This is a genomic window from Bacillus sp. B.PNR1 (assembly GCF_030386235.1).
Lineage (GTDB): Bacteria > Bacillota > Bacilli > Bacillales > Bacillaceae > Bacillus > Bacillus stercoris.
The window spans coordinates 458,393-485,359 of sequence record NZ_JANYMN010000002.1; the positions used below are offsets into that span (position 1 = coordinate 458,393).

At 44.2% G+C, this 26,967-nt stretch carries 32 protein-coding genes; 21 read left to right on the top strand and 11 right to left on the bottom strand.

From position 1 onward, the window contains the following. The first annotated feature begins 3 nt into the window (after positions 1-3). From ureA to NZD81_RS13725, 5 genes are all read left to right on the top strand, one after another. Positions 4-321 carry an urease subunit gamma gene (gene ureA, locus NZD81_RS13705; protein WP_003227724.1) on the top strand — a complete coding sequence of 106 codons (318 nt, stop codon included), beginning with the start codon at positions 4-6 and terminating at the stop codon, positions 319-321. Further along, positions 318-692, top strand: coding sequence for an urease subunit beta (gene ureB, locus NZD81_RS13710; RefSeq protein ID WP_134975004.1), 375 nt, complete (start codon positions 318-320; stop codon positions 690-692). The genes ureA and ureB overlap by 4 nt, the downstream gene beginning before the upstream one ends. After that, a complete protein-coding gene (gene ureC / locus NZD81_RS13715) occupies positions 689-2,398 on the top strand; it encodes an urease subunit alpha (RefSeq protein ID WP_014665692.1) in 1,710 nt (569 codons plus the stop codon). The genes ureB and ureC overlap by 4 nt, the downstream gene beginning before the upstream one ends. A 134-nt stretch (positions 2,399-2,532) precedes the next feature. After that, the gene (locus NZD81_RS13720; RefSeq protein WP_014665691.1) at positions 2,533-2,934 is read left to right on the top strand and encodes an Rrf2 family transcriptional regulator; all 402 of its coding nucleotides are present in this window, start codon (positions 2,533-2,535) and stop codon (positions 2,932-2,934) included. Between the two features lie 67 nt (positions 2,935-3,001). After that, positions 3,002-3,643, top strand: coding sequence for an NAD(P)-dependent oxidoreductase (locus NZD81_RS13725; RefSeq protein WP_069150476.1), 642 nt, complete (start codon positions 3,002-3,004; stop codon positions 3,641-3,643). A 34-nt stretch (positions 3,644-3,677) separates the two neighbouring features. Here NZD81_RS13725 and NZD81_RS13730 read toward each other — a convergent pair whose 3' ends face one another. Beyond that, on the bottom strand, positions 3,678-4,061 hold the full coding sequence (locus NZD81_RS13730) for a DUF5362 family protein (RefSeq protein WP_003227738.1): 384 nt from the start codon (positions 4,059-4,061) through the stop codon (positions 3,678-3,680). A 144-nt stretch (positions 4,062-4,205) separates the two neighbouring features. Here NZD81_RS13730 and NZD81_RS13735 point away from each other — a divergent pair, with 144 nt between their 5' ends. Further along, a complete protein-coding gene (locus tag NZD81_RS13735; RefSeq protein ID WP_289860831.1) occupies positions 4,206-4,979 on the top strand; it encodes a MerR family transcriptional regulator in 774 nt (257 codons plus the stop codon). Between the two features lie 21 nt (positions 4,980-5,000). Here the strand turns inward: NZD81_RS13735 and cls are convergent, their stop codons facing one another. Beyond that, complete coding sequence (cls, locus tag NZD81_RS13740) at positions 5,001-6,449, bottom strand: cardiolipin synthase (RefSeq protein WP_040081569.1); 1,449 nt, start codon at positions 6,447-6,449, stop codon at positions 5,001-5,003. Between the two features lie 243 nt (positions 6,450-6,692). Between cls and NZD81_RS13745 the strand changes: the two genes are divergently transcribed. Then, positions 6,693-7,130 carry a DUF5392 family protein gene (locus NZD81_RS13745; RefSeq protein WP_014665686.1) on the top strand — a complete coding sequence of 146 codons (438 nt, stop codon included), beginning with the start codon at positions 6,693-6,695 and terminating at the stop codon, positions 7,128-7,130. A gap of 255 nt (positions 7,131-7,385) precedes the next feature. Here NZD81_RS13745 and NZD81_RS13750 read toward each other — a convergent pair whose 3' ends face one another. Together NZD81_RS13750 and NZD81_RS13755 are read right to left on the bottom strand one after the other, a co-directional pair. Then, positions 7,386-7,904, bottom strand: coding sequence for a DUF5362 family protein (locus NZD81_RS13750; RefSeq protein ID WP_014665683.1), 519 nt, complete (start codon positions 7,902-7,904; stop codon positions 7,386-7,388). Then, positions 7,901-8,392 carry a GNAT family N-acetyltransferase gene (locus NZD81_RS13755; RefSeq protein WP_080488051.1) on the bottom strand — a complete coding sequence of 164 codons (492 nt, stop codon included), beginning with the start codon at positions 8,390-8,392 and terminating at the stop codon, positions 7,901-7,903. The genes NZD81_RS13750 and NZD81_RS13755 overlap by 4 nt, the downstream gene beginning before the upstream one ends. A 142-nt stretch (positions 8,393-8,534) precedes the next feature. On the opposite strand from NZD81_RS13755, the gene spoIIQ reads away from it, so the two are divergent. Continuing rightward, positions 8,535-9,407, top strand: a complete 873-nt coding sequence (gene spoIIQ, locus NZD81_RS13760; protein ID WP_014665681.1) for a stage II sporulation protein SpoIIQ — start codon at positions 8,535-8,537, stop codon at positions 9,405-9,407. A 109-nt stretch (positions 9,408-9,516) separates the two neighbouring features. Continuing rightward, the gene (locus tag NZD81_RS13765; protein WP_014665680.1) at positions 9,517-9,939 is read left to right on the top strand and encodes a VanZ family protein; all 423 of its coding nucleotides are present in this window, start codon (positions 9,517-9,519) and stop codon (positions 9,937-9,939) included. A gap of 39 nt (positions 9,940-9,978) precedes the next feature. On the opposite strand, the gene bcrC is transcribed toward NZD81_RS13765, so the two are convergent. The 3 genes from bcrC to amtB all read right to left on the bottom strand — a co-directional run bounded on the left by bcrC (position 9,979) and on the right by amtB (position 12,304). Next, complete coding sequence (bcrC, locus tag NZD81_RS13770) at positions 9,979-10,560, bottom strand: undecaprenyl-diphosphate phosphatase BcrC (RefSeq protein WP_014665679.1); 582 nt, start codon at positions 10,558-10,560, stop codon at positions 9,979-9,981. Between the two features lie 167 nt (positions 10,561-10,727). Beyond that, positions 10,728-11,078, bottom strand: a complete 351-nt coding sequence (locus NZD81_RS13775) for a P-II family nitrogen regulator (RefSeq protein ID WP_014665678.1) — start codon at positions 11,076-11,078, stop codon at positions 10,728-10,730. 11 nt (positions 11,079-11,089) lie between these two features. Further along, positions 11,090-12,304, bottom strand: a complete 1,215-nt coding sequence (gene amtB / locus NZD81_RS13780; RefSeq protein ID WP_014665677.1) for an ammonium transporter AmtB — start codon at positions 12,302-12,304, stop codon at positions 11,090-11,092. Positions 12,305-12,586: 282 nt separating this feature from the next. Between amtB and NZD81_RS13785 the strand changes: the two genes are divergently transcribed. From NZD81_RS13785 to NZD81_RS13805, 5 genes are all read left to right on the top strand, one after another. Beyond that, positions 12,587-13,048: a hypothetical protein gene (locus NZD81_RS13785; RefSeq protein ID WP_014665676.1), complete on the top strand. Its 462-nt coding sequence runs from the start codon at positions 12,587-12,589 to the stop codon at positions 13,046-13,048. A 185-nt stretch (positions 13,049-13,233) separates the two neighbouring features. After that, entirely contained in the window at positions 13,234-13,803 is a 570-nt protein-coding gene (locus NZD81_RS13790; RefSeq protein WP_081483648.1) for a hydrolase, read from the top strand. After that, positions 13,803-15,161 carry an MFS transporter gene (locus NZD81_RS13795; RefSeq protein WP_282374359.1) on the top strand — a complete coding sequence of 453 codons (1,359 nt, stop codon included), beginning with the start codon at positions 13,803-13,805 and terminating at the stop codon, positions 15,159-15,161. Before NZD81_RS13790 ends, NZD81_RS13795 begins: the two co-directional genes overlap by 1 nt. A 181-nt stretch (positions 15,162-15,342) precedes the next feature. Continuing rightward, positions 15,343-16,815 carry an allantoin permease gene (gene pucI / locus NZD81_RS13800; protein ID WP_282373755.1) on the top strand — a complete coding sequence of 491 codons (1,473 nt, stop codon included), beginning with the start codon at positions 15,343-15,345 and terminating at the stop codon, positions 16,813-16,815. Positions 16,816-16,920: 105 nt separating this feature from the next. After that, complete coding sequence (locus NZD81_RS13805; protein ID WP_282374358.1) at positions 16,921-18,327, top strand: right-handed parallel beta-helix repeat-containing protein; 1,407 nt, start codon at positions 16,921-16,923, stop codon at positions 18,325-18,327. Between the two features lie 91 nt (positions 18,328-18,418). Here NZD81_RS13805 and NZD81_RS13810 read toward each other — a convergent pair whose 3' ends face one another. Beyond that, positions 18,419-19,609, bottom strand: coding sequence for an MFS transporter (locus NZD81_RS13810; protein ID WP_040081577.1), 1,191 nt, complete (start codon positions 19,607-19,609; stop codon positions 18,419-18,421). 21 nt (positions 19,610-19,630) lie between these two features. Beyond that, entirely contained in the window at positions 19,631-20,044 is a 414-nt protein-coding gene (locus NZD81_RS13815; protein ID WP_003235672.1) for a MarR family winged helix-turn-helix transcriptional regulator, read from the bottom strand. 224 nt (positions 20,045-20,268) lie between these two features. Between NZD81_RS13815 and NZD81_RS13820 the strand changes: the two genes are divergently transcribed. The 5 genes from NZD81_RS13820 to flhP all read left to right on the top strand — a co-directional run bounded on the left by NZD81_RS13820 (position 20,269) and on the right by flhP (position 23,658). Continuing rightward, complete coding sequence (locus NZD81_RS13820) at positions 20,269-20,379, top strand: protein usd (protein WP_010886628.1); 111 nt, start codon at positions 20,269-20,271, stop codon at positions 20,377-20,379. Positions 20,380-20,393: 14 nt separating this feature from the next. Then, positions 20,394-20,675, top strand: a complete 282-nt coding sequence (gene spoIIID, locus NZD81_RS13825; RefSeq protein ID WP_003221804.1) for a sporulation transcriptional regulator SpoIIID — start codon at positions 20,394-20,396, stop codon at positions 20,673-20,675. A gap of 165 nt (positions 20,676-20,840) precedes the next feature. After that, positions 20,841-21,842, top strand: a complete 1,002-nt coding sequence (mbl, locus tag NZD81_RS13830; protein ID WP_014665668.1) for a cell shape-determining protein Mbl — start codon at positions 20,841-20,843, stop codon at positions 21,840-21,842. Positions 21,843-22,002: 160 nt separating this feature from the next. Next, complete coding sequence (gene flhO, locus NZD81_RS13835) at positions 22,003-22,815, top strand: flagellar hook-basal body complex protein FlhO (protein ID WP_014665667.1); 813 nt, start codon at positions 22,003-22,005, stop codon at positions 22,813-22,815. 33 nt (positions 22,816-22,848) lie between these two features. Further along, a complete protein-coding gene (gene flhP, locus NZD81_RS13840; RefSeq protein WP_014665666.1) occupies positions 22,849-23,658 on the top strand; it encodes a flagellar hook-basal body complex protein FlhP in 810 nt (269 codons plus the stop codon). Between the two features lie 21 nt (positions 23,659-23,679). Here flhP and rapD read toward each other — a convergent pair whose 3' ends face one another. Continuing rightward, positions 23,680-24,744 carry an aspartate phosphatase RapD gene (gene rapD / locus NZD81_RS13845; RefSeq protein ID WP_040081579.1) on the bottom strand — a complete coding sequence of 355 codons (1,065 nt, stop codon included), beginning with the start codon at positions 24,742-24,744 and terminating at the stop codon, positions 23,680-23,682. Between the two features lie 192 nt (positions 24,745-24,936). On the opposite strand from rapD, the gene fabZ reads away from it, so the two are divergent. Then, positions 24,937-25,362 carry a 3-hydroxyacyl-ACP dehydratase FabZ gene (gene fabZ, locus NZD81_RS13850; protein WP_003221796.1) on the top strand — a complete coding sequence of 142 codons (426 nt, stop codon included), beginning with the start codon at positions 24,937-24,939 and terminating at the stop codon, positions 25,360-25,362. Positions 25,363-25,432: 70 nt separating this feature from the next. After that, positions 25,433-25,828, top strand: a complete 396-nt coding sequence (gene mscL, locus NZD81_RS13855; RefSeq protein ID WP_014665664.1) for a large conductance mechanosensitive channel protein MscL — start codon at positions 25,433-25,435, stop codon at positions 25,826-25,828. 46 nt (positions 25,829-25,874) lie between these two features. Here the strand turns inward: mscL and NZD81_RS13860 are convergent, their stop codons facing one another. Beyond that, the gene (locus tag NZD81_RS13860) at positions 25,875-26,846 is read right to left on the bottom strand and encodes a histidine kinase (protein WP_231560767.1); all 972 of its coding nucleotides are present in this window, start codon (positions 26,844-26,846) and stop codon (positions 25,875-25,877) included. Positions 26,847-26,967 lie beyond the last annotated feature (121 nt).

Sequence of the window (26,967 nt, forward strand, 5' to 3'; positions counted from 1 at the left end):
CAGATGAAACTGACACCGGTTGAACAAGAAAAATTGCTCATTTTTGCAGCGGGGGAATTAGCCAAACAGCGAAAGGCGCGGGGCGTTCTGCTGAACTATCCTGAGGCTGCCGCTTATATCACCTGCTTTATTATGGAAGGCGCGCGTGATGGGAAGGGAGTAGCAGAGCTGATGGAAGCCGGCCGCCATGTGTTAACGGAAAAAGATGTGATGGAGGGTGTGCCTGAGATGCTGGACAGCATTCAGGTAGAGGCCACATTCCCGGATGGAGTAAAGCTTGTTACGGTACATCAGCCAATTTCTGCGGAGGTGAAGTCATGAAGCCGGGGGCATTTCAAATTGCTGAGGGAATGATAACGATTAATGAAGGCCGTGAGACACGGGAGATTACGGTAAAAAACACCGGATCACGCTCCATTCAAGTCGGCTCGCATTTTCATTTTGCGGAAGCAAACGGGTCTTTATTATTTGACCGTGAGCTGGCGATCGGCATGCGCCTTGATGTTCCTTCGGGCACGTCGGTCCGTTTTGAGCCTGGAGAGCAGAAAACGGTCACACTTGTGGAAATCGGGGGACGCAAGACAATTAGAGGCCTGAACGGAATGGCTGACACGTTTATCGATGAACGCGGCAAAGAAAAAACGTTGGCCAACTTAAAACAAGCCGGCTGGATGGAGGGTGTAATCCGATGAAAATGTCACGGAAGGAATATGCGGAGCTGTTTGGCCCGACAACGGGCGATAAAATCAGATTGGGCGACACGGATTTATGGATCGAAGTCGAAAAGGATTTCACAGTCTACGGTGAAGAAATGATCTTTGGCGGTGGAAAAACGATCCGCGATGGCATGGGCCAAAACGGCAGAATTACAGGGAAGGACGGCGCTTTGGATTTGGTTATCACCAACGTCGTGCTATTGGATTACACAGGCATTGTCAAAGCTGATGTCGGTGTGAAGGATGGCCGGATTGTCGGCGTCGGAAAAAGCGGAAATCCTGATATCATGGATGGTGTCGATCCGCATATGGTCATCGGAGCGGGTACAGAGGTGATTTCCGGTGAAGGCAAAATTTTAACAGCCGGGGGAGTGGACACACACATTCATTTTATTTGTCCGCAGCAGATGGAAGTTGCGCTTTCTTCAGGTGTGACGACCCTTTTGGGAGGCGGAACAGGACCCGCAACTGGCAGCAAAGCGACCACTTGTACATCCGGCGCATGGTATATGGCGAGAATGCTGGAAGCGGCCGAAGCGTTTCCAATCAATGTCGGTTTCTTAGGGAAAGGGAATGCATCCGATAAAGCGCCGCTGATCGAGCAGGTGGAAGCCGGCGCCATCGGCCTTAAGCTTCATGAAGATTGGGGCACGACGCCAAGCGCCATTAAAACGTGTATGGAAGTCGTGGATGAGGCTGATATTCAAGTTGCCATCCATACAGATACGATTAACGAAGCGGGGTTTTTGGAAAACACGCTCGACGCGATTGGGGACCGGGTCATTCATACCTATCACATTGAAGGTGCAGGCGGCGGCCACGCCCCGGATATTATGAAGCTTGCCTCTTACGCGAACATTCTGCCGTCATCTACAACGCCAACCATTCCTTATACCGTTAATACGATGGATGAGCATCTTGATATGATGATGGTCTGTCACCATTTAGATGCGAAAGTGCCTGAAGATGTGGCGTTCAGCCATTCCAGAATCAGGGCTGCGACGATTGCCGCGGAGGATATTCTCCATGATATCGGTGCGATCAGCATGACATCATCGGATTCCCAAGCGATGGGACGGGTCGGTGAAGTGATCATCCGAACGTGGCAGGTAGCCGATAAAATGAAAAAGCAGCGAGGCGCTCTTGCCGGCGAAAATGGGAACGACAATGTGCGCGCAAAACGGTACATTGCCAAATACACGATAAATCCGGCAATTACGCACGGGCTCAGCCATGAAGTCGGCTCGGTAGAAAAAGGGAAGCTTGCCGATCTCGTTCTGTGGGACCCGGTATTTTTCGGTGTAAAACCGGAATTGGTCTTAAAGGGCGGCATGATTGCACGTGCGCAAATGGGAGATCCAAACGCTTCCATCCCGACTCCTGAACCGGTTTTCATGCGCCAAATGTATGCGTCTTACGGAAAAGCCAACAACTCAACCTCGATTACATTCATGTCACAGGCAAGCATAGAGCGGGGTGTGGCGGAAAGGTTAGGGTTGCAAAAAAGAATTTCTCCTGTCAAAAATATCAGAAAGCTGAGCAAGCTGGATATGAAATTGAACTCAGCTTTGCCGAAAATTGAGGTTGATCCAAAAACCTATCAGGTCTTCGCTGATGGGGAGGAATTGTCTTGCCAGCCTGTCGATTATGTTCCGCTTGGACAAAGATATTTTTTATTCTGATAAGACGCGGCCGGAGTGCATCCGGCCGTTCTATTGACTAAAAACGGTGCACAAAACACGTGTATTTAGTGTATATTAGATGTTGACAAACGAACTAAATGTAACTATTATAGTTACAACGGTGGTGAAAAAACATGATTAACAGCCGTCTTGCTGTTGCCATTCATATTTTATCCCTCATCTCGATGGATGAAAAAACATCTTCAGAAATCATTGCTGACAGTGTCAACACAAATCCGGTAGTGGTCCGAAGAATGATCAGCCTGCTGAAAAAAGCTGATATTCTCACCTCACGCGCAGGTGTGCCTGGTGCAAGCCTCAGAAAAGATCCGGCGGATATTTCTCTTTTAGAAGTGTACCGGGCTGTCCAAAAGCAAGAAGAACTCTTTGCGGTTCATGAAAACCCAAACCCGAAATGTCCGGTAGGGAAAAAAATTCAGAACGCCCTGGATGAAACGTTTGAAAGTGTCCAAAGAGCGATGGAAAATGAACTGGCAAGCAAGTCATTAAAAGATGTTATGAATCATCTCTTTTAGACAAAAGGGATGACTTCTCACTGCCAACATGTAACTAAAGTTGTTACAAACAAGGAGGAAATGAAAAATGAAAATTGGAATTATCGGGGCAAGCGGAAAAGCAGGAAATGAGATTTTGAAAGAAGCGAAAACAAGAGGCCATGAAGTGACTGCCATCGTCCGAAATGCTTCAAAAGTGCAGGAACAGGACGTAGCGGTTTTGGAGAAAGATGTGTTTGAACTGACTGCAGAAGACATCAAGCCTTTTGACGCGGTCGTAAATGCTTTTGGGGCAGCGCCCGGCCAGGAACATCTTCATGTAGAAGCAGGCAGAGCACTCATCAGCATATTAAAAGACGCGAAGCACACAAGATTGCTTGTTGTTGGCGGAGCGGGAAGCCTGTTTGTTGATGAAGCCAAAACAATCCGTTTAATGGATACGCCCGAATTTCCGAAAGAATATTTGCCAACTGCATCAAATCAAGGCGAGAACCTGAAAGACTTGCAGCAGACAGACTCTATTTCCTGGACATTCCTCAGTCCTGCGGCATTTTTTGATCCGGCAGGAAAACGGACTGGCTCTTACCAAAAAGGGAAAGACAATGTCATCGTAAATGCCAAAGGCGACAGCTATATCAGCTATGCAGATTATGCGATTGCCGTGTTGGATGAGCTTGAAAATCCCGAACACAAAAATGAGCGCTTCACAGTAGTAAGCGAAGCGGAATAATAAAAAACCCGGAGCCAGCTCCGGGTTTTTCTCATTAATAAGTGCTGTACGTATCGCTGAAAAGGCCGTCAGCAATCCCAAGCATTAAAAAGATGAAGAAGGCGATAATCGCAAGAATGGATACAGCAATACTTACGATCAAATAAATCCCTTGCATCTTTACGAATTTCGCGTAATTCTCCAGCATTAAGTCTTCAGACTGTCCGCTATTGTGTTCAGCCATTTGGCCTGCTTCTCTAGCTGACCTCATCAAAAAGATGCCGGAAATAATTTGAAGCACGCCCGGCACGGCACCGATTAGAAAAAAGAACGCGCCTGAAAGCGCGGTAATTGCGCCCATAATAATAAATAAAATGCCTGTAGCTTTTCCCCATTTTGAAATGCTGATGAGGGTTTTGTTCATTGTTTCAGGATTCATGTATAGTAGCTCCCCTTTACAAAAAAATACTCACTTTTCTTTTATACACTATTTGTGAGAAGTTTTGTATATAGAAAACAACATTTTTGGGATTGACCCTAACGCTGCGTGATTGTTTACGATAAAAAAGAGGAGGTGTTATGTATGAAATATCAAGTCAAACAAGTGGCGGAAATATCGGGCGTCAGCATTCGGACGCTTCATCACTATGACCATATTGAGCTTCTGATTCCTTCAGCGCTTACTGATGCTGGGTATCGATTGTACAGTGACGCAGATCTGGAACGACTGCAGCAGATTTTATTTTTCAAGGAAATTGGGTTTCGTCTGGATGAAATTAAAGAGATGCTGGATCATCCGAATTTTGACCGGAAAGCGGCGCTTCAGTCGCAAAAGGAAATATTGATGAAGAAAAATCAAAGAATGGAAGAAATGATTCAAACAATAGACAGGACGCTTTTGTCCGTTGATGGAGGGGAAACGATGAATAAGCGGGATTTATTTGCCGGATTAAGCATGAAAGACATTGAAGAGCACCAGCGGACATACGCTGATGAAGTCAGAAAGCTGTATGGAAAGGAAATCGCAGAAGAAACAGAGAAAAAGACGTCTTCTTACTCGGCAGATGATTGGCGGTCGATCATGTCTGAATTCGATTCGATTTACAGACGAATTGCGGCACGAATGAAACATGGGCCCGATGATACAGAGGTTCAGGCCGCAGTGGGGGCATTTCGCGATCATATTTGCCAATATCATTACGATTGCACACTCGACATTTTCAGGGGACTTGGAGAAGTGTATATCACTGACGCGCGATTTACTGATTCGATCGATCAATATGGAGAAGGTCTTGCCGCTTTTTTGCGGGAGGCGATCATTATTTACTGTGACCATCAAGACAAAACCCGGCCGTAAAGGCCGGGTTTTTGGCGCATCTTATAAGATCGGCGACAACAGCCGCGAGACAGATTCTTTTATTCGAATCCACAACGGGCGCTGCAGGTACTCCTCATAGGTGAATTTTCTGGATACTAGCAAATCTTCTTTAAAAGTTGAAACCAGTTTTTTAGCAATGGTGATATCGTAAATAAATGCATTAACCTCAAAATTCAGCCTGAAGCTTCGGACATCAATGTTCGCTGTGCCGACTGAAGCGATTTCGTCATCCACCACGATGGTTTTCGCGTGAATAAAGCCGTTATCATAAATATAGACAGTCGCTCCGGCCTTCAGCAGATCGCCGATGTATGAAAGCGTGGCCCAGTATACGAAGGCGTGATCAGGCTTGTTCGGAATCATAATGTTGACGTCAATGCCCGAAAGGCAAGCGATCCTTAATGCATCCAGAAGGCTTGCATCCGGGATAAAATAAGGCGTTTGAATCAAAATGGAACGCTTGGCGTTCGATATCATTTTAATGTAGCCATTTTTAATTTGTTCCCATTCCGAATCAGGGCCGCTTGTGACAATCTGCATCCCGACGTTGCCTTTTGGGCCGTAATCAGGAAAGTGATTCGGAATATATGTCAGCGTATGGTGATGTGAAGCTTGGTTCCAGTCAAGGATGAACCGTGTTTGGATGGCGTGCACGGCCGTCCCTTGCAGCCTGATATGCGTATCCCGCCAATAACCGAATTTCGGATTAAGCCCCAGATACTCATCTCCGACATTAAAACCACCGACATAACCGGTCATGCCGTCTATGATCACAAGCTTTCGGTGGTTCCGGTAATTCAGCCGCAGGTTAATCGGCCTGAGCTTTGAAGGAAAAAAGACCTCCACATGCCCGCCAGCCTCGCGAAGCTCTTTAAAAAACTTTTTTCTCAGCGTTCTGGACCCGAGTTCATCATAAAGCACTCTGACCTGAACACCTTCTTTCGCTTTTTGGATGAGAGCGTCCCGCAATTTTTTGCCTAATTCATCACCTTTATAAATATAATACTGTAAGTGGATATGATCCTTAGCCTTTGAAATGTCATTCAGCAGCCGCTGAAATTTATCCCTTCCGTCTGTAATGACGTCAACTGAATTATCCTCTGTAAACACAGCATGATTATTCATGATCAGCATATAAATTAAATCTTTGTTATCAAAGGTTGCCCGGTTGTTGAACTGGAATTGCTTGGTTTCTAAATCTTCAAGCTGATGCTTCAGCAGCCTTTCGATTCCAATCTTTTTTCGGTCTTCCCATTGAAACAAATGCTTGCGTCTAAGATTATGGCCGAATAATAGGTATAAAATAAAGCCTAAAACGGGAATAAAGAAAAGAACAAGCAGCCACGCCCAAGATGCGCTGGCATCGCGCCGTTCTTTGAAGATGACAACGATCGCCAAAAGAATATTTAAAATGAAAAAAAGTGATAAAAGGATGGAAGAAATACTCACTTTGTAACCCCGCTCATTCATATTTATCAAGAAGATTGCCATTAGTATTCCATGAATAACAGTAATCTGATTCCCATTACAAATTATAACACTCACATTTTAAAAGAATAAAGAGCGGCGATCCAGATTCTTCGTGAAAAATACGGGCAGATTTCTTTAAAACCGGCTTGCACCTGCGTTAAAATAAACACATATGATAACGTTCGTGAAGCCTTGCAACAACAAATAAAGGGGGAGGATAACATGAACTTTTACAGAGTCGAACAAATGCCGGGGTTCATCAAAACAGAAATGCAAAAAATTCAAAAGGCTGTACAGCCTTTCATGAAAAAAACCGTCATTTACCGTTTTCTTGCTATTCCGCTTGCTGCATTCTCTCTCTTTAATTTAGCTGCTTTTCTATTTCACGCTTCAGCTGACAGGGGATCCCTGATCAGTGCGGGCATATTCGCTCTTTTGGCGGCGCTCGGGCTGGCGTTTTTTAAAGAGGCAGGCTATCAGCACAAACAAATCCAAAAAACGGTTCACATCTATATGCTGAACAGGATCAAAAAGAGCGACATCCTTTCAGAAGAACGGAAAAACTCCTACGCACGACAGATAAAGGAAGAACCGTTTGCGATGCGGAGTTTTGTTGAATTTTTGACTGAGGAAGACAGACGCAAGAAAATGTATGAATAAAAGCTGCACCCGGATTGTTGGATTTTCCAGACAATCCGGGTGTTTTTTTGTATGCAGATACCAGACCTCATGGACAGTTTTTTTATTATTTATTTCTGGGTTGATTTTCCTCCACTAATGATGTCTGATTGTATGCTTGCTTCAATACTTGGTGTTTACGCCAGCCTGCTTTGATTGACAATTTTACGGAAATCGACAAATAAAAAAGGCATGGTTCCATTTGATCCGGAACTCATGCCCTGTCCTGCTTCATCATTATTCAAACACCGGATCGTCCTCATAATAGTAAGAATCCGGATCATCATACGAAGGGGTATTTTCAAAAGCAGCAATGCCGATTATCACCAGCACGAAAATGGCTACAATGATTCCGATCAGGCAGGTGACGATACTGGATGCTGCGTAAAACAGCTGCATTTTAATAAATGTCGCGTAATTTTCAAGCATGCTTTCGCCAGCGCTGCCGGCTAAATTTCCTTCGGCTTCAGCGGCTGCTTTTGCCGAGCGCATTAAAAATACGCCTGAAATAATGAGCAGTACGCCCGGAATGGCGCCAATCACTGTCATTAAAGCAGACAGAGTAACAAGCGATCCCATAATAATGAACAAGATGCCGGAAATTTTGCCCCACTTGGCAATGGCGGATAGAGACTTGACAGCAGAGGCGCTCAGCTGGCGGCTCTCATTTTCCGCAGGCGCAGTCTCCTGCTCAACGGGGCTGTTTTCCTCATTATGATTTTCCATTTCGTTTTCATCTTTATCCAAACTAATCATGACAGCTCTCTCCCTAAAATTTTTAAATCGTATCTTTTCCCGTCCATTTCGGCGATGCCGGGGAATAGTCCCCATTCTGCAAACCCGTGCTTCTCAAACAGCTTCAGGCTTGGTTTATTATGTCCGAAAATGAAGGCCATAAGTGAGCGGATGCCAAGATCCGGCGCAATGCGGAGCGCTTCCTGAAGCAAAAATGATCCAACACCTTTGCCGCGGCATGCTTCGTCAATGTATATGCTGACCTCCGCTGTTTTATTATAGGCCGGCCTTCCATAAAATGTTTCAAAACTGATCCAGGCAGCGACGTTTCCGTTTTCGTCCTCGGCAACATAGAGCGGACGTGACTCTGTATGTCCCAAAAACCATTCCATCCGATCTTCAGGAGTTACCGGTTCGGTATCGGCTGTTACCATTCGAGAAGCAATCGTTGAATTATAAATCGCAACAACAGCCTCCAGATCTTTATGTTCAGCAAGACGCAATGTCATGTTCATGCGTATTTGGCACTCCTCTCAAAAAAATGACATATTTTCGTATTAGTCTGCGCAAACTACATCTAAAAAAAGTTTTTTTGGATAGGTGTATATATTTTCAGAAAAGTGTTCAGAATGTTGCTGAGGTGATGAAACAATGAGAGAGGAAGAAAAGAAAACTTCTCAAGTCAAAAAACTTCAGCAGTTTTTTCGTAAACGCTGGGTGTTCCCTGCAATTTACTTAGTCAGTGCGGCCGTCATTTTAACAGCTGTCCTTTGGTATCAATCAGTATCAAATGATGAGGTAAAGGATCAGTTAGCTGATAACGGCGGAAACTCTGCATATGACAACAACGACGATGCAGTTGAAGTAGGAAAGTCAATGGAAAATGTCGCAATGCCGGTTGTTGATTCTGAAAACGTTTCTGTTGTGAAAAAGTTCTATGAAACCGATGCCGCAAAAGAAGAGAAAGAAGCAGCACTCGTTACCTATAATAACACGTACAGCCTAAGCAAAGGAATTGACTTAGCTGAGAAAGACGGAAAAGATTTCGATGTTTCTGCTTCTCTGAGCGGTACGGTTGTCAAAGCTGAAAAAGATCCAGTGCTGGGATATGTTGTGGAAGTTGAACATGCCGACGGTTTGTCGACTGTGTATCAATCCCTTTCTGAAGCAAGTGTTGAGCAAGGTGACAAAGTAAAACAAAACCAAGTGATCGGAAAATCTGGCAAGAACCTTTACAGTGAAGACAGCGGAAACCACGTGCACTTTGAAATCCGTAAAGATGGAGTCGCAATGAATCCGTTAAACTTTATGGACAAGCCGGTTTCTTCTATTGAAAAAGCAGCAGCTGCTGAAGAAAAAGCTGCCACACAAGAAACAGAAGAATCCATTCAGCAATCTTCCGAAAAAAAGGATGGATCAACTGAAAAAGGAACAGAAGAAAAGTCCGGTGAGAAAAAGGACGATTCAACTGACAAATCTGGTTCTAAAGAAAGCAGCACAACAGAAGACACTGAACAGTCTTAATCTAGAAAACGTCTATCCGTGTGATGGGCGTTTTTTTTGTTACTTTCTGCTTTATTTAATCGTCTATGTAGTTACACATAAGCACGTAGACTATAAAGGAGGTTATGTCATGAACCGCCTATTGCTCGCAGGCTGGATCTTTTTTATCCTGCTTTCTGTTTGTACGGAAAGCTTCAGTGGTATGGTCGTATCGCAAACGGTGGCTTTTCATTTTCAGCCGCACCCTGACCTGTCTCAATTTTTCGTTATGGATTTTACTGAGCTTACTGTACCTGAAGCGTGTATTCAAAAAATCGGGCACGCGTTTTCCTTCTTTGTGCTGACTTATTTGCTGTGGAAACAGCGGGGCAGCATAAGATCAGCAGCAGTTGGCTCATTCGCGTTTGCTTTTTTCACAGAAGTTCTTCAGCTCTTCTTCAGCAGGAATGGATGCATTCGAGATGTGCTCATCGATGCTGTTGGAATTGGATTGTTTTATGGATTATATGTGTTGGCGAAGCGGAGAAAACAAGAGATGTATGAAAAATATTAAAGCCGGCTGTCTTGGTTAAAGACGCCGGCTTTTGTCTTTTTAGAAATTTTGATCGGTTGGTTTTTTCGTCAGTTTATTGATCATGGCTTCATAGATCCTCACGACCAAATCGACGAACGGGCGAAGCAGTTCTGAAAATCTAAAGAATAGGAACCCGATAATGATGGCGACAACGAGGCTGCCTAATACATCTACCGGATAGTGATGTCCCACCCAAATTCTCGAAAAGCCTGTCAAAAGCCCGAAAATGACAAGCGGCCAGCCGATTTTACGGTTTCTGAAAAGCATCGCGATAGAAATCGCTAATGCACCTGTCGTATGGTCACTTGGAAATGAAGCATCCGCAGCATGCGGTATCAATGTATGCACAGTATGCGCAACGAACGGGCGCGGTTCGAAATAAACAAGTGTAATCAAATAGTTGATCACAAGACCTGCAATTCCTGTGATGCCTGCGTAAAGTACATTTTTTCTGCTTTGTGTGTTCCCGAACAGCCAGATCGCCAATAGGATAAGGGCATAGGCGACAATGGCATATTCCGTGATGAAGACCATAATAGAATCGAGAACGGAATTGTGATGAGATAGACCATGGATGGCTTTAAAAATTTCGTAGTTCAAATAATCACCTTTTACATTTTTAATAATAGACTCATTATACTCATAAAAAGTTTCAAATCAAAAAGAGTTTGTCAGAAAGAATGACGCTTGAAGAGAATTCGAAGAGGGAGCAGTGTTTATGGGGGACAAAAAAAGAGACCCCGGAATTTCGGATCTCTTCTAAACCATTAAAGTGCTTCAGGTCCTTCTTCGCCTGTGCGGATGTTGATCGTATTGCTGATTTCATAGACAAATATTTTACCGTCACCCGGCGATCCTGTTTTCAGCACCCTTTTAGCGATCTCAGTCACTTGATCAACAGGCACCTTGCTGACCACGATTTCAATTTTTAGACGCTCGTATACATTGCTTTCTATTTTTACCCCTCGATAGAGCTCCGTATGTGCTTTTTGAAGGCCGCAGCCGTGAACATTGGAGAAGGTGAGAGAGGTGACACCGATTTTTCCGAGTTCCTGCTTCAGCTTTTCAAAATTTGCCGGACGCGTTACAATCTCTACCTTGAACATTTGACCGCTCATAACGTCACTCCTCACATAGAATCTTGATATGCTTTTTCCCCGTGCATCGTTAAGTCAAGCCCAAGTGATTCTTCTTCTTCGGTTGCACGAAGGGGAAGGAAGAGGCTTACAAATTTAATAATAACGAAAGTGACAATAAATACAAAAACATAAGTGGCGGCTATCGCGAGAATTTGTTTCCAGATTAAGCTTGCGTCACCGTAGAATAACCCATTTGCTCCCGCTGAGTTAACAGAGGTTGTTGCGAATAATCCTGTCGCGATTCCGCCCCATGTCCCGCCGATCCCGTGCAGGCCAAAGGCGTCAAGCGCGTCATCGTATCCGAATTTCTTTTTCAGCGAGAATACACCCCAGAAACAGACGGCCCCGCCGATGATGCCAATAATAATGGAAGAAAACGGTGTGACAAATCCGGCTGCCGGCGTAATGGCGACAAGCCCGGCAATCGCGCCGGATACTGCTCCGAGCATTGTCGGTTTTTTGTTAATGATCCACTCAACTAAGATCCAGCCGGCAATTCCGGCTGCTGCCGCGGTGTTTGTGTTGATGAAGGCATACATGGCCACGCCATCTAAGGTCAAAGCGCTGCCGACGTTAAAGCCGAACCAGCCGAACCAAATCAAGGCTCCTCCTAAGAAGGTGTAAATAAGGTTATGCGGAGAAGACGCTGTGCCATCTTTCCGTTTGCCTAGCACAATAGCAAGAACAAGTCCTGCCACACCGGAGGAAATATGAACAACGTTGCCGCCGGCGAAATCGAGCGCCCCAAGCTGGCCGATCCAGCCGCCGCCCCATACCCAATGCGCTACGGGTGTGTAAACCAAGGAGGACCATAAAACCGAGAATAAAAGAAAAGCGCCGAATCGCATCCGCTCTGCGAAAGCCCCGGAAATAATCGCTGTAGTCAGGACAGCGAACGTCATTTGGAACATCATGAATAACGAGTGGGGAATGGTATCGCTGTAATCTCCCGGATCAAATCCGACCCCTTTGAGGCCTGCCCACTCCAGTCCGCCGATGATGGAATTGCCTGGTGCGAAGGCAAGTGTATATCCGAACAGCACCCAAACGATGGAAACGATGGCAATGGAAGAGAAACTGTGCATGGCAGTGCTCAGCACATTTTTGCTTTTTACCATCCCTCCATAAAATAACGCTAATCCCGGGGTCATCAGCCACACGAGTAAAGCGCAAAAGAACATAAAAACTGTATCGCCCATTTGCATGTCTCATTCCTCCGTATCTTTCAGAATAAAAAGCAATTATTATAGTTCTTCATTATAGAGAAAAAAGAACGATAAAACATTTTCATGTAAGATTTCCTAACATGGTTTTTGAGTGAATGTTATCGAGGGATGGAAAGAAAGGAGAACAGCATTTTTTATGATATAAGACTTTATATCTATAAAAGAAGCTGTTCATATGAGCGGAAAAGGGAATTGACATTGATTAGAAAGCTCTATACTGTATTAAGTGTACTAAATCAAATAATACACTGAGGGGGATGTATGATGAATAAAGGCGGCAGGTTGAGGAGAGCGATATGTAAGTCGATTCCCGCGACGTTCCGATTGTTTTTAGCCTTTAATTTTTTTGTGTATGGTTTGGCGAAAGTGGTGATTGGCCAGTTTGGCGAGGTGACGCCTGAAATCGAGGCGGCTGCCGGGAAGGGGTTTACCATCGCGTGGACATTTTTCGGTTATTCTCATGTCTATGAATTGTTTATAGGTTTTGGTGAAATCCTAGCAGCTGTTTTATTACTGATTCCGCGAACGGCTGCATTAGGGGCAGTTATTTTTATGCCCATTATAGTGAACATCGTCTTGATTAACTATTGTTTTGATATTGGCGTGCAGGATCTTAGCACGATATTAATGGTTATGTGTCTCATCCTGCTTTGGGTGGATCGCCGCAAATTCATAGGCATTTTCAGGCAGGAACCGATAGACGGCAGGCAGGTGATGAAGTGATGACGCCCCTTATGATTACAGTGCTTGCCGGTTTGTTCGTATGCACAACTTGTTACTATTACATAAAAGAAAAATCATGAGAAAACGCTCCTTCTGAGAATTTCACAAGCATCAAAAAAGAACTTAGGCAGTGTGAAGAGTAAAATATGCGATGTGAGAAACACTAACAGTATCAGGAGGAGACGTTGATGAATACACTCAACATTGATTTTCAAAAAACAGCATTGGTGATCATTGATTTACAAAAGGGAATTGTGCCGATTGATCAAAGCGGCCAGGTTGTCCCGAATGCGAAAAAGCTTGTAGATGAATTTCGGAAACAGAACGGGTTCATCAGCTTTGTAAATGTAGCCTTTCACGATGGAGCCGACGCTCTGAAGCCGCAAACGGATGAGCCCGCGCAGGAAGGTTCAGGGGAGATGCCGGCGGACTGGGCCGAATTTGTTCCGGAAATCGGTGTGCAGGATGGAGATTACACGGTGACAAAACGGCAGTGGGGTGCGTTTTTTGGCACGGATTTAGACTTGCAGCTGAGACGCCGCGGCATTGATACGATTGTATTGTGCGGCATTGCAACGAACATTGGGGTGGAAAGTACAGCGCGCGAGGCCTTTCAGCTTGGCTATCAGCAGATTTTTATTACAGATGCCATGTCCACGTTTAGCGATGAAGAGCATGAAGCCACACTGCGCTTTATTTTCCCGAGAATCGGTAAATCGCGGACAACGGAAGAATTTCTGGAACAAGTGAAATGATGTTATCGAAAAAAAGCCGGGCTGTTTTTTTAACAGCGGTGGCTTCTGGAACAATGCTGAATCCGCTGAACTCGTCTATGATTTCTCTCGCGCTCCATAGCATCCAGCATGAGTTTCACCTCTCGTTTACAACGGTTTCCTGGCTGATTTCCTCGTTTTACCTGGCAAGTGCCGTAGCGCAGCCTGTAACGGGAAAGCTCGGTGATTTAATTGGGCGGAAACGCTTGTTTTTATTCGGGCTTATTCTTGTAGCGGTTTCAGCCATCGGAGCGCCGTTTGCGCCAACATTTATGACATTATTGGTCATGCGGCTGTTTCAATCGGTGGGGAGCAGTGCGATTTATCCGTCAGGTGTCGGATTGATTCGGAATCATATTCATGAGCGCCAAGCTTCAGCCCTGGCTGTACTTTCGATCTTTGCGTCCGCCATGACGGCGCTGGGGCCGACAGTCGGCGGATTTTTGATTGTGTGGGGCGGCTGGCCGGCGATCTTTATCGTTAATTTGCCGTTTATTATCCTCAGCTTCTTTTTGGGCCTGTATATGTTCCCGGAGGATCAGAAAAAAGGGGCAGGAATCAAAACGATTATTCGGCAGCTCGACATTCTTGGAATTGTTTTATTTGCCGGGGGAATCATTTTCCTTCTATCCTTCCTGCTGTCGTTCAGCACGTCGCCGCATGCAGTTGAAGGTGTGCTTGGCGTGCTTCTGCTCTGTGCGTTTGTCTGGCGCGAGCTGAAAACGGATAAGCCCTTCATTGATGTCCGTCTGTTTAAAACACAGCGAAACCTGTCAGCTGTATATGTTCAATTTATTTTGCTGAATGTTTTCTTCTATTGTTTATTTTTTGGCCTGCCAAGTTATTTTCAGGATGAAATGCACCTTTCTGTTCAAACGAGCGGCCTGTTTATGCTGTTTATGTCTGGAATGAGCATCATTGTGTCACCTGTTACGGGCAAATGGATCGACCGATCAGGTGTTGTCAAGCCAATCTTTGCTGGAGCGCTTTTGATGACGGCTGGAGCTGTGCTCTTAACCATCTTTTTTATCAATGTCGAGACCATCGGGAAAGGCCTCATTCTATCGCTCTTGGGCATAGGCTACGGACTGGGAAATGTCGCGCTTCAGGCAGCAATGCTGAAAACGAGTCCTTCCAACATGGTAGGAACGACTTCCGGCCTGTTTCAAACCTGCCGTTACCTAGGATCGATTTTGTCTTCGGTGATTCTTGGCATTCTTTTTGGTGAGGAAATCACGGCAGCCCATTTTGATATGATGGGAATCATTATGATCATCACGGGAGGAGCAAGCCTGTTAATGGCTGTGAGATTTGCTGCATTAATGAAAATTGCATCTTGAGAAAGAGACGGGCTCTGAGGGTCTGTCTCTTTTTCTTGTTTAGGCTGTTCAAATACAAATAAGAAAATTGTACATCATAGCCAATGTTATTGTCTGATTCTTCAGTTATATTAAGTGACATCGAATGTCAGAAAACGATACATGAAATGGAAAGCAGACAATATCGAAAGGGGAGCCGGCTATGAAATTAAAAGAGATTCAGCAGCAATCCAACAGGCTGAGCAATGAAGATCTGGTGCCTTTGGGGCAGGAAAAACGGACATGGAGAGCAATGAACTTTGCCTCCATTTGGATGGGATGTATACATAATATACCGACATACGCGACGGTGGGAGGATTAATTGCGATCGGCCTTTCGCCTTGGCAGGTGCTGGCGATCATTATTACGGCATCGCTTATCTTATTTGGCGCTCTTGCCTTAAACGGCCATGCGGGGACAAAATACGGGCTGCCGTTTCCAGTGATCATCCGGGCTTCTTACGGGATATACGGCGCAAATGTCCCCGCGCTTCTGAGGGCGTTTACAGCCATCATGTGGCTTGGTATCCAGACTTTTGCGGGCAGCACGGCACTGAACATTTTGCTTTTGAATATGTGGCCGGGCTGGGGTGAAATTGGCGGCGAGTGGAACATTCTCGGCCTTCACTTGTCTGGTTTGCTTTCTTTTGTATTCTTTTGGGCCGTTCATTTACTCGTATTGCATCATGGCATGGAGTCAATTAAACGTTTTGAGGTATGGGCAGGGCCTTTAGTGTATCTGGTATTTGGCGGCATGGTATGGTGGGCCGTCGATATTGCCGGAGGATTGGGACCGATATACTCTCAGCCAGGAAAGTTCCATACGTTCTCAGAAACATTCTGGCCGTTTGCTGCCGGAGTGACCGGCATCATCGGCATCTGGGCGACATTAATTTTAAATATACCTGATTTTACACGGTTTGCAGAAACGCAAAAGGAGCAAATCAAAGGGCAATTTTACGGTTTGCCGGGAACATTCGCGCTGTTCGCTTTCGCCAGTATTACGGTGACCTCCGGCTCGCAGGTCGCGTTCGGAGAACCGATTTGGGATGTTGTCGATATTTTGGCGCGGTTTGATAACCCTTATGTCATCGTCTTGTCCGTCATCACGCTCTGCATCGCCACGATCTCTGTAAACGTCGCGGCGAACATCGTATCGCCCGCTTATGATATAGCGAATGCCCTGCCGAAATATATTAATTTCAAACGCGGCAGCTTTATCACAGCGTTGCTCGCTTTATTTACGGTTCCGTGGAAGCTGATGGAGAGTGCGACAAGCGTGTATGCATTTCTCGGTTTAATAGGCGGCATGCTTGGACCGGTGGCAGGCGTGATGATGGCCGATTATTTTATCATTCGCAAACGTGAGCTCTCGGTAGATGACTTGTATTCCGAAACAGGACGGTATGTGTATTGGAAGGGCTACAATTACCGTGCGTTCGCAGCCACAATGTTAGGCGCGCTGATTTCGCTGATTGGCATGTATGTTCCTGCATTAAAGAGCTTATACGATATCTCTTGGTTTGTAGGTGTGCTGATCTCCTTTCTTTTCTACATTGTTCTGATGCGTGTTCACCCGCCTGCATCGTCGGCAATTGAAACGGTTGAACCTGCACAGGTCCGCCAGGCTGAATAAGATCTATATAAACGGTATATTTTCATATTTTTGAAATGGTTTTCCATAAATAGAGCATTTATAATGGTTTTAGAAATCTATTCTAAAACGAAATGGGAATCGAAAATGAGAAAAAGGTATTTTATTCTTTTGGCAGGTGTTTTAGCGCTGGGCATCCTTGCTTTCGTGTTTGATAAGACAAAAGCGAATGAGGAAAGAGATGAAGACTGCCTATATGTTTCGCCAAATGGCAGTGATCAAAATGAAGGAACAAAAGAAAAGCCGTTTCGTACATTGGCACACGCATCTGAGAAGGCAGCTCCCGGCACAACTGTCATGATTCGGGAGGGCACATATCATGAGACCCTTGATGTGAAGCACAGCGGTACGAACGGAAAGCCTATCACGTTCCGAAACTATGAAAATGAAAACGTCGTGATTACCGGTGAATCCGTTGCGAACGCTGAATATGAAACACCGCTGATTCGCATTCACGATAAACATGACATTGCCATCAGCGGTTTAACGATTCAAGATCTTTCTGTTTCATCTGAGAAAGCAACTGCTATGGGGATTTATGTGTCAGGGTCCAGCAGTCATATCGCCATTAAGGATAATCATATCCAGGGTATTAAGACAACAGCGGATGAAGGAAATGCCCATGGAATCGCAGTTTATGGGACTGGCAGCATGAAGGACATCCGAATCGAGGACAATACAGTTGAGAAACTGACGCTTGGAGCGAGTGAAGCAGTTGTGCTGAACGGTAATATCGATGGCTTCACTGTTGCAGGCAATGTGGTCCGCAATAATAACAACATCGGGATTGACCTAATTGGTTATGAGGGAACCGCAGATAAAAACGATTACGTGCGAAACGGTGTCGTGGAAAACAATACGGTTTATCAAAACTCGACTTACGGCAATCCTGCCTATGGGGACGACTACTCAGCGGGCGGGATTTATGTCGATGGCGGAAACGGTATCGAGATTAAGAACAACACAGTTTACGATAACGATATTGGGATTGAAGCAACATCTGAACACAAAGGAAAGTATGCAAATGCCATTCAGATCACAGATAACAAAGTGTACAACAATGCGTACACCGGTATTTCAATCGGAGGATATGACAAAAAGCGGGGCGGCACCAGCAATTCTCTGATTGCCCGCAATATTATGTACCGGAATGACACAAAGGGACTGTACGGCGGACAGCTGCTGCTGCAGTACGATACGAAAAACAACACTATTGAAAAGAATATCTTGACGGCCGGTGATTCCAGGTTATTTATCGGAAACGATTTTACAGAAAATGAAGGAAATACGGTCAATCATAACGTGTACCACAAGGAAGCGGATCAAGACGGAATATGGATGTGGAAAAAGAAAGAATATGATTCGTTTTCGTCGTATCGAAAAGCAACAAATAACGATTCGCAATCCATTTATGCCGATCCGATGTATCGTGATGAAGAGTCGTATGACTTTACGCTAGATCCTGATTCACCTGCGCGGAAAGTCATTGAATAATTGCTATAAGCGGCGTTCTCTCGTTCAATCGAGCGGAACATTTTTTTTAGATGCAAAAAAGACTGCCGGGATTTCCCGGCAGTCTGACAAGTTATTCTGCAATAGACACTTTTCCTTCAGCCTCTGCAGGTTTTTTCTGGCTCCACGTGTAGAGGAGCAGGGCAATTAAAACGAACAGCCCCGCTGTTAAATAAATGGCAGAGAAGCCGGCAGATGCTACAAACAATCCGAATACATACGATCCTACAGCAATTCCGCTGTCAAAGAAGGTAAAGAACGTTGCCGTTGCAAAACCGGAGCGGTGAGCCGGAGATTTCTGAATCGCCAATGTTTGCATACATGGAACGATTGATCCGTATCCAAGCCCGATAACCGCTCCTGAAAGCAGAAGCATCAAGCCGCTGTGTGTGAAGGACAGCATGCAGAGTCCCACAGAGAAAATCAGGATTGATGGGTAAATGACAATGCCAGGTCCGACTTTGTCGAACAGTTTCCCTGTGAACGGACGTGCAATCATCATTGTCACCGCAAAGCAAACAAAGAAATATCCGCTGATATCCGAAAGATCAACTGATTTGGCGAATACAGACAGATATGATGTAACAGTTGAATAACAGAAAGAAATAAACAAACCGACCGTCGCAATTTTGAGTGCGCCTTTTTCAAACATATCCGAGAACGCAAAACGGAATACAGTCGTGCCGCTGTCTTTACTTTGCGGCACTTTTATTAAGAACGAAACAAGTAAGCCCGCAACCATAAACAGCGCAAAGGCTGTAAAGAATACAGGGAAGCTGACCACCCTCATCAAATTCAGGCCAAGGAAAGGCCCGATCGCCATAGCCAGGTTCATGGACATGGCAAAGTATCCAAGCCCTTCACCGCGCCGTTTGGCTGGAATAATATCAGCGGCAATTGCACCTGTGACAGTCGTTAAAATGCTGAACCAAATCCCTTGGAAGAACCGCAATCCGAGCAGCAGGGAAAAGTTATGAATCGGCATATACAGAAAAGATGATAGGGCGAATAACGCCATCGATACAATCGCCATTCTTTTCTTTCCGAAACGCTCAATAATGGCCCCGGAGAATGGCCGAGTAATGATCGCAGACAGAAGGAACAGGCTGATTAAAAGCCCGCCTTGTGATTCTGTGCCGCCAAGCTCTTGAAGCGTATAGATCGGCAATACAGTTAAAAATGTATAAAAGAACACAAACACAAATAAATTGACAAGCAGGACCATAATAAAATCCTTGGTCCATATCGCATCCGCTTTTTTCAAATGTATGTCACTTCCTTATTATCATTGTTGTAAAAACATGCGGAATAAATGAGAAAAGGCTTCTTTATCTTCATCCCGGAAATCTGCAAGCAGCTCTTCCTCAAATTTCAGCATTTTCACATTGATTTCTTCGTATTTTTTCTCGGCTTCTTTGGTGAGGACAACAAGTTTTTCCCGTTTGTCTTCACCTTGCCGTCTCTGGACCCAGCCGTTCTCCTCCAGGCGTTTGATCGTCCGTGTGACAGTCGGCGCTTCCACATTTAAATAGGACCAAATCTCTTTTTGAGTCATTGGTCCGATCGTACGCAAACAATATAAAACTGACCATTGAGATGAATAAAGGCCGAATGGCTCCAACTGTTCATTGGCTTTCTTGGCAATCAGGCGGGCGCTTTGGTTGATTTGATGAATGAGGTGTCTGTTGACGTAGGTCATGTCTGTCTCCTTCTAAAAAACTTACCTAAGTAACTAATTGCTTATTTCATTCTACAGGAGCGGTGAATAGATGTAAAGATGAAAATTTAGTGACGCGAAATAGTTTGCTGACGCTGAAAAAGTTCGTTTCACCCCTTGTCCTTATTGAGTTTTTAGCATATTCCCAAAAGAATGCTAATACACTGTTACAAACCTAACAAAGAGAGTGTTTGAGGTGAGGGATCGTGGGCATATTTCACAAACTTACTTTTAAAACCATACAACGAAGAAGCGGCATAATGAATGACTCTTTACAGAATACGGATCTCATTTCACACTTCTCACATCCATTTTAGGGAGGTCGAGTGGTGTGCACGATTACATCAAAGAGCGAACAATCAAGATAGGGAAGTACATCGTGGAGACAAAGAAAACCGTTCGTGTCATTGCGAAGGAATTTGGTGTTTCCAAAAGTACAGTACACAAGGATTTAACAGAGCGTCTGCCTGAAATTAACCCCGACTTGGCAAACGAAGTGAAAGAAATACTCGATTATCATAAATCCATCAGGCATTTAAGAGGAGGAGAAGCGACAAAACTCAAATATAAAAAAGATGAAATACTTGAGGGAGAGCCTGTTCAGCAATCGTAATCGCCTGGCGTTGTCTTCTTGAAATCGTTCATAAAACATCCGCAAAAATTTGTAAAGAACTTAATGTGCTTCCAACTTTTTTTCTATATTTTATGATAATATATATAATTAGGGCACAATGTGGATATTTACTGTGAAACAGATTTTCAAGGAGGATATAAATAGATGTTTGCAAGGGATATTGGTATTGACCTCGGTACTGCAAATGTACTGATCCATGTTAAAGGTAAAGGAATTGTTCTGAATGAACCTTCCGTAGTTGCACTTGATAAAAACAGCGGCAAAGTGCTGGCGGTTGGCGAAGAGGCAAGACGAATGGTTGGACGTACACCTGGGAATATTGTTGCGATTCGCCCGCTGAAAGACGGAGTTATTGCTGACTTTGAAGTAACAGAAGCAATGCTGAAACATTTTATTAACAAGCTAAATGTAAAAGGCCTGTTTTCAAAGCCGCGCATGCTCATTTGCTGCCCGACGAATATTACATCTGTTGAGCAAAAAGCAATCAAAGAAGCTGCAGAAAAAAGCGGCGGGAAACATGTATACCTTGAAGAAGAACCTAAAGTTGCCGCTATCGGCGCGGGTATGGAAATATTCCAGCCAAGCGGTAACATGGTTGTAGACATCGGAGGCGGTACGACGGATATCGCGGTTATTTCAATGGGCGATATTGTCACCTCCTCTTCTATTAAAATGGCTGGGGACAAGTTTGACATGGAAATCTTAAATTATATCAAACGCGAGTACAAGCTGCTGATCGGTGAACGTACTGCGGAGGATATTAAGATTAAAGTCGCAACGGTTTTCCCAGACGCACGTCACGAGGAAATTTCCATTCGCGGACGGGACATGGTTTCCGGTCTTCCAAGAACAATTACAGTCAACAGTAAAGAAGTTGAAGAAGCCCTTCGTGAATCTGTCGCTGTTATTGTGCAGGCTGCGAAACAAGTGCTTGAAAGAACACCGCCTGAACTTTCTGCTGATATCATTGACCGCGGCGTGATTATTACCGGCGGAGGCGCGCTCTTAAACGGCCTTGACCAGCTGCTTGCCGAAGAGCTGAGGGTACCGGTCCTCGTTGCTGAAAATCCTATGGATTGCGTAGCCATCGGCACAGGTGTCATGCTTGATAATATGGACAAGCTTCCTAAACGCAAACTAAGCTGATTTCACAAACCTCATTCTGAAAAAGAATGAGGTTTTTTTATGAAAAGCCTTCACGAAAAGATATTAAATGACGATAATAGGATAAAATACTGATTTTCATTATAGAACAAACGTTCCTATATGACAACTGGAAAAAATGCCATTTTTAGAGGTGGAAAATTTGTTAAAAGGATTATATACAGCAACATCCGCAATGATTGCCCAGCAAAGAAGAACGGAAATGCTTTCAAATAACATTGCAAACGCAAATACATCAGGATATAAAGCTGATCAAGGCTCGATGCGAGCGTTCCCTGAGATGCTGCTCAGCAGAATTGAATCAAAATCTCCGGCCGGAACATCGAGGACGGAAATCGGTTCCGTGAATACGGGAGTGTACATGCAGGAGCTTAAGCCACTCCTTACACAGGGGAGCCTGAAGTCTACAGAACAGCCTACAGACATTGCATTGGTCGAAAATCAAGTTCCGATCAATGCGGAAACCAATGAAAACGCGGCTCTTTTTTATCCGGTTCAAACAGCGGATGGAATCCGTTATTCAAAAAGCAGCACATTTTCACTAAATGAGAATAATCAGCTGACGATCAACGGACGCCCTGTTTTATCGACGGATGGCCAGCCAATTACTGTTGATAATGAGAATTTCACTGTGTCTGAAAATGGTACTGTGACAACAAACGGACGGACAGCCGGCCAGATTGATGTCAGAATGGCGGAAGATGTCCGCAATCTGAAAAGGGACGGAAACGATTTGTACAGCACGGCGGACGGCAATGATCTGCCAAGCGCAGCTGGAAATAATCAAGTATCCTATTCATTAAAACAAGGCATCTCAGAGCTTTCAAACGTGGATGTGACGAGCGCCTATACAGAAATGACTGAAGCGTACAGATCGTTTGAGGCGAATCAGAAGGTTATTCAGGCTTACGATAAAAGTATGGATAAAGCAGCGAATGAAATCGGAAAAATTTAAGATAACGGAAGAAAAAAACGGGGGACATGAACCATGCTCAGGTCAATGCTAACAGCATCAACAACCTTAAACCAGCTGCAGCAGCAGATTGACACCATCAGCAGCAACCTTTCAAACAGCAACACAACCGGCTATAAGGCAAAAGATACGAATTTTTCTGAGCTTGTCAGACAGCAATTCGATCAGGTTGATGAAAAAAACGAGGAAGTGGCAAAAGCCCGAAAAACGCCGCCCGGCTTGCGCCTTGGCGTCGGAGCGATGATGAATTCACGCCTTGTCTCTGATCAAGGAAGCGTTCAGAAGACGGATCGTGATCTTGATATCGCGTTTACGTCACCATACCAATATCTTCAGGTGAATGTAAATGGAAACCGCCAGTATACGAGAGACGGAGCATTATATTTAACGCCTTCAGCCAATAATGCCAACCAGCTTCAGCTCGTTACTGGAAATGGGTATCCGGTTCTTGATGAAAAAGGCAATACAGTGAACATCGACAGTTCAATGAAGAATATCACCATCAATAAGAACGGCACGTTAACCGCCTCTAACGGAAATGCGGTTCAGCGGTTTAACCTTGGGGTTGTCCAAGTGAATAACCCTCAAGAGCTGAAATCGGAAGGGAATAACCTTTTCTCTATTGATAATGCGGCAGCTTTTGAAGAGCTGAATGGCGCAAATAGACAAAACATTGGCATGCAGCAGGGCTCACTTGAGATGTCCAATGTCGATATTTCAGAACAAATGACAGATTTGATTACGTCTCAGCGTTCATATCAGCTGAACAGCAGAACGATCACAATGGGAGATCAAATGCTGGGTTTAATCAATTCAGTCAGATAATAAGAAAATGGGCGTTTTCACTCAGCCGCGCATGATAAAAAAAGCGGCTTTTTCGAAATCGTCCTTTTTTTTGTAGTATTCCGTAATATCTTCTAGCAGGACTTCTAAATCCACCCAAGCCTCGATTTTTTCTAATTCAATCACATATTCGAGCAGCTGCTCATAGGGATCTTCCGCTGATGTGTAGAGGGCTTCAAGCGTTTTTAATTTTAAATAAATGGTTTGAATGTCTACCTTTTCAGATAATTCTTTTCCTTTTTGAAGGACGGCTTTAGCTTCTGTGATGTTACCTGTTTTAAACAGCGCTCTGACAGACTCGTACACACAATGAAGATATGAGACTGGTGAATTCAATTCAAATTCTTGATTCTTTAATACTTTTCTAAAGTGAAGAAGCGCCTCCTGGTCTTTTTTCTCGGTCGCTTTTAAAAAGCCAAGGTTATAATAAGCGTGGCAAAGCAGGTTTTCGTCATGTAGTTGCTGGGTTTTGTTAATGATTTCTTTGAAAAGCTGTTCAGCTTTTTCATAGCGTTCTTGATCAATATAATTCACGGCGAGCAAAAGTTTACAGGTGATTACCTTTTTGATATAGCCGAATTGGTGCAAATAGATGTGTAATGCTTTTTTGACGTATTGGATGGAAAGCGGCGGTGATTTCATCAAGTAATAGGCGCCGGCGGTTTGATAATATAAATCAGCGGCTTCAAACGTATTTTGAATGGCGGCCAGGTACTGTTCAGCTTTTTTAAAATGATGTACTGCATGTTTCGGAGCTGTTTTTACCATTTCATATAATCCAGAGAAAAAATACAGATAATACTTCAATTCATCATCCATTTTGTCTTCCAGGCCATATAGGTCATCGAACAATGAATCGAGTCCGTTCTGGTTTTCAAAAAGCAGCTGATGGCGGGCCTGAAACAATTGATAACGCATCCAAAGCTTTGTGTTCTTTTTGATCTTCGGAAGGTGCTGGTCAATTTTCTCTTTCAGTGTGCAAACGTGATTCATTTTGCGTTTGCTCATTGCGGAATACCACTCGTCTAACATGTTTAGCATTCTTTTTTCAATAAACTTCGAAATCATTTTCCTACCTCTTTGCTATTGGTAAAATCTATAATTATCATATCATAACTTTTGACGGCTCTCATTGACAGTTGGTTACATAGTTAGTGCAGTTGAAAAAGAGATTAATTCATAATATACTTTTCAAATGTACAGATTGGATCTTTGATGATTGCTATACATACTAATGCAGATGAAGGAGATGTCAAGACAATGCTTGATACTCAGCAAATTAAAGAAATTATTCCTCACCGTTATCCGTTTTTGCTTGTGGATCGGATTACGGAAGTTGAAGAAGGCAAACGGGCGAAAGGCTATAAAAATGTAACCGCAAATGAAGAGTTCTTTAACGGACATTTTCCTCAGTATCCGGTTATGCCCGGCGTATTAATCGTAGAAGCGCTTGCTCAAGTCGGAGCTGTTGCGATGCTGATTAAAGAAGAAAACCGCGGCAGACTGGCTTTTTTTGCAGGCATTGATAACTGCCGCTTTAAAAAACAAGTCAAGCCTGGTGACCAGCTTCACCTAGAGGTTGAAATCATTCGTGCCCGCGGCACAATCGGGCGCGGAAAAGGCGTTGCCACAGTTGATGGCGAAGTCGTTTGCGAAGTTGAACTGACTTTTGCCCTCGGAGAATAAATGAAAAAAGGCAGATGGCCAGGGGCACATTTGTCTTTTTCTTTACAAAAATAGAAAAGCAGGTGATTGTATGTGGAATGAATTTAAAGCCTTTGCCATGCGGGGAAATATCGTAGACTTAGCGATTGGTGTTGTGATAGGCGGCGCTTTCGGCAAGATTGTCACATCTCTAGTAAATGATATCATTATGCCTTTGGTCGGTTTGCTGCTGGGAGGGCTTGACTTCTCAGGCCTGTCGTTTACGTTTGGCGACGCTGTAGTGAAGTATGGCAGCTTTATACAGACGATTGTGAACTTCTTAATTATATCGTTCTCCATTTTTATCGTCATTCGGACTTTGAATGGATTAAGGCGCAAAAAAGAAGCAGCAGAAGAAGAGGCGGCGGAGGAAGCTGCGGATGCGCAGGAGGAGCTGCTGAAAGAAATCAGAGACCTGCTGAAGCAGCAAACGAAGTCGCCGGAATAAAAAAGATGCCGTTAGAAACGGCGTCTTTTTTTATCTCTTTTTTCGTTTAGGTGCGTTCTATGTCCTTCAGTCCCGGGGGGCTTTCCGTTGTTTCAGCGAGATGAATGAGCATTGAGACTGAGGTGCCTGCATCCGGATTGCTGCTGATCATCAACTCGCTTCCGCAAAAATGTTTCAGCCGCTGATTGATATTCTTTAATCCGACGCTGCGATCGAAATCCGCAGATAAGAGATCTTTTTGTTTTTCCGGATGCATCCCCGCACCGTTATCCTCTACTTTAATGTAATACTCATTTTTGCTTTGTTTTTTAGCTGTCAGTTTAATCCATCCTCCGCCTCTTTTCTTGCTGACACCGTGAAGAACGGCATTTTCCACCAAGGGCTGAATCATTAAAGGCGGAAGGATAAAGTCAATGTCTTCATCTATATCAAAAAGAACCTCAAGCCGATTGCCGAATCGCGTTTTTTCTATAGAAAGATAGGAATTGATAATCGAAAGCTCATGTCTGAAGGAACTGATGGCAGATGTATTTTGAAAGTCAAAACTCATTCTCAAATAGTTGGTAAATTCCTCTGTTACCTCCCGGGCCTTTTCAATATCCAAATGAGTGAGAGAAATAATCGTGTTTAAGACATTATAAAGAAAATGAGGCTTGATTTGCGATTGGAGAAATGCCATTTCCATTCTTGTCGCTTGATTTGCTGTATGTTTCATCATGATCAGGTTTTGAATACGCGCCATAAATTCAGAGTAATGATAAGGTTTTTGCAAAATATCATTCGCTCCGGCATGAAACGCCTTGTATTTGTCATGGCCGATAATGGCTGCTGTAATCATCAGAACCGGGAGATCGACCATGCTGAATCGTTCGCGAATTTTCATACAGACTTCAAAACCAGTCATATCCGGCATCATCAAGTCCAAAATAACCAAATCAAGCTTCGTGCAAGAGATGATTTCTAATGCTTCCTTTCCATTCTTCGCAGCAATCACATTGTAGGGTACACCTTCAAGCATATCGCTCAAAATTTTCAAACTATCAATGTTATCATCGACTATCAGAATGGTTGGAGCGTCAATACGCTCAGAGTAATAAGGTGTGCTAAATGAGATATCCGACAGATCTTTCTTGGAATGC

Excerpts from the sequence above, each read along its gene's own strand:
- NZD81_RS13795 (WP_282374359.1), top strand. The coding sequence starts at position 13,803 with ATGTTATCGAAAAAAAGCCGGGCTGTTTTTTTAACAGCGGTGGCTTCT.
- NZD81_RS13730 (WP_003227738.1), bottom strand. The coding sequence starts at position 4,061 with ATGAATCCTGAAACAATGAACAAAACCCTCATCAGCATTTCAAAATGG.
- NZD81_RS13815 (WP_003235672.1), bottom strand. The coding sequence starts at position 20,044 with ATGACCTACGTCAACAGACACCTCATTCATCAAATCAACCAAAGCGCC.
- rapD (WP_040081579.1), bottom strand. The coding sequence starts at position 24,744 with ATGATTTCGAAGTTTATTGAAAAAAGAATGCTAAACATGTTAGACGAG.
- NZD81_RS13735 (WP_289860831.1), top strand. The coding sequence starts at position 4,206 with ATGAAATATCAAGTCAAACAAGTGGCGGAAATATCGGGCGTCAGCATT.
- NZD81_RS13725 (WP_069150476.1), top strand. The coding sequence starts at position 3,002 with ATGAAAATTGGAATTATCGGGGCAAGCGGAAAAGCAGGAAATGAGATT.
- NZD81_RS13750 (WP_014665683.1), bottom strand. The coding sequence starts at position 7,904 with ATGATTAGTTTGGATAAAGATGAAAACGAAATGGAAAATCATAATGAG.
- NZD81_RS13860 (WP_231560767.1), bottom strand. The coding sequence starts at position 26,846 with ATGCTTGAAGGTGTACCCTACAATGTGATTGCTGCGAAGAATGGAAAG.
- ureC (WP_014665692.1), top strand. The coding sequence starts at position 689 with ATGAAAATGTCACGGAAGGAATATGCGGAGCTGTTTGGCCCGACAACG.
- fabZ (WP_003221796.1), top strand. The coding sequence starts at position 24,937 with ATGCTTGATACTCAGCAAATTAAAGAAATTATTCCTCACCGTTATCCG.
- flhP (WP_014665666.1), top strand. The coding sequence starts at position 22,849 with ATGCTCAGGTCAATGCTAACAGCATCAACAACCTTAAACCAGCTGCAG.
- amtB (WP_014665677.1), bottom strand. The coding sequence starts at position 12,304 with ATGCAAATGGGCGATACAGTTTTTATGTTCTTTTGCGCTTTACTCGTG.
- NZD81_RS13765 (WP_014665680.1), top strand. The coding sequence starts at position 9,517 with ATGAACCGCCTATTGCTCGCAGGCTGGATCTTTTTTATCCTGCTTTCT.
- mscL (WP_014665664.1), top strand. The coding sequence starts at position 25,433 with ATGTGGAATGAATTTAAAGCCTTTGCCATGCGGGGAAATATCGTAGAC.
- mbl (WP_014665668.1), top strand. The coding sequence starts at position 20,841 with ATGTTTGCAAGGGATATTGGTATTGACCTCGGTACTGCAAATGTACTG.
- NZD81_RS13755 (WP_080488051.1), bottom strand. The coding sequence starts at position 8,392 with ATGACATTGCGTCTTGCTGAACATAAAGATCTGGAGGCTGTTGTTGCG.
- NZD81_RS13720 (WP_014665691.1), top strand. The coding sequence starts at position 2,533 with ATGATTAACAGCCGTCTTGCTGTTGCCATTCATATTTTATCCCTCATC.
- NZD81_RS13745 (WP_014665686.1), top strand. The coding sequence starts at position 6,693 with ATGAACTTTTACAGAGTCGAACAAATGCCGGGGTTCATCAAAACAGAA.
- pucI (WP_282373755.1), top strand. The coding sequence starts at position 15,343 with ATGAAATTAAAAGAGATTCAGCAGCAATCCAACAGGCTGAGCAATGAA.
- NZD81_RS13805 (WP_282374358.1), top strand. The coding sequence starts at position 16,921 with ATGAGAAAAAGGTATTTTATTCTTTTGGCAGGTGTTTTAGCGCTGGGC.
- ureB (WP_134975004.1), top strand. The coding sequence starts at position 318 with ATGAAGCCGGGGGCATTTCAAATTGCTGAGGGAATGATAACGATTAAT.
- spoIIQ (WP_014665681.1), top strand. The coding sequence starts at position 8,535 with ATGAGAGAGGAAGAAAAGAAAACTTCTCAAGTCAAAAAACTTCAGCAG.
- NZD81_RS13785 (WP_014665676.1), top strand. The coding sequence starts at position 12,587 with ATGATGAATAAAGGCGGCAGGTTGAGGAGAGCGATATGTAAGTCGATT.
- NZD81_RS13775 (WP_014665678.1), bottom strand. The coding sequence starts at position 11,078 with ATGAGCGGTCAAATGTTCAAGGTAGAGATTGTAACGCGTCCGGCAAAT.
- ureA (WP_003227724.1), top strand. The coding sequence starts at position 4 with ATGAAACTGACACCGGTTGAACAAGAAAAATTGCTCATTTTTGCAGCG.